Source organism: Streptomyces sp. NPDC090106, from assembly GCF_044747265.1.
In the GTDB taxonomy this organism is placed as follows: domain Bacteria; phylum Actinomycetota; class Actinomycetes; order Streptomycetales; family Streptomycetaceae; genus Streptomyces.
The window spans coordinates 1-1,112 of sequence record NZ_JBIVDS010000052.1; the positions used below are offsets into that span (position 1 = coordinate 1).

The following is a 1,112-nucleotide window of genomic DNA, read 5'->3' on the forward strand; positions in this document are numbered from 1 at the left end:
AACGCGTTCTACCGGCGGAATCTGGCGGCGGGTCAGAAGGGTCTGTCGGTCGCGTTCGATCTGCCCACGCACCGGGGTTACGACAGTGACCACGAGCGGGTGACCGGTGATGTGGGCATGGCCGGGGTGGCGATCGACTCGATCTACGACATGCGGCAGCTGTTCGACGGGATTCCGCTGGACCGGATGACGGTGTCGATGACGATGAACGGTGCGGTGCTGCCGGTGCTGGCGCTGTACATCGTGGCGGCGGAGGAGCAGGGGGTGGAGGCGGGGAAGCTGGCGGGGACCATCCAGAACGACATCCTCAAGGAGTTCATGGTCCGCAACACCTACATCTATCCGCCGAAGCCGTCGATGCGGATCATCTCCGACATCTTCGCGTTCACCTCCCAGCGCATGCCCCGCTACAACTCGATCTCGATCTCCGGGTATCACATCCAGGAGGCGGGCGCGACGGCCGATCTGGAGCTGGCCTACACCCTCGCCGACGGCGTGGAGTACATCCGCGCGGGACGCGAAGCGGGCCTGGACGTCGACGCGTTCGCGCCCCGGCTGTCGTTCTTCTGGGCGATCGGCATGAACTTCTTCATGGAGATCGCCAAGCTGCGCGCGGCCCGCCTGCTGTGGGCCAAGCTGGTGCGCCAGTTCGAGCCGCAGAACGCCAAGTCGCTTTCCCTGCGCACGCATTCGCAGACCTCGGGCTGGTCGCTGACCGCGCAGGACGTGTTCAACAACGTGACCCGTACCGCGGTGGAGGCGATGGCCGCCACCCAGGGGCACACGCAGTCCCTGCACACCAACGCCCTGGACGAGGCGCTCGCCCTGCCCACCGACTTCTCCGCGCGCATCGCCCGCAACACGCAGCTGCTGATCCAGCAGGAGTCGGGCACGACCCGGACGATCGACCCGTGGGGCGGCAGCGCATATGTGGAGAAGCTGACCTACGACCTGGCGCGGCGGGCCTGGCAGCACATCCGCGAGGTCGAGGCGGCCGGGGGCATGGCGCAGGCCATCGACGCCGGTATCCCCAAACTGCGGGTGGAGGAGGCCGCCGCCCGCACCCAGGCCCGGATCGACTCCGGCCGCCAGCCCGTCATCGGCGTCAACAA

General features: G+C 67.6%; 1 protein-coding gene. It reads left to right on the forward strand.

Translation table 11 applies throughout. The features are described from left to right. A partial coding sequence (locus ACIPSE_RS47260) for a methylmalonyl-CoA mutase family protein (protein WP_401676404.1) occupies positions 1–1,112 on the forward strand: 1,112 nt, incomplete at both ends.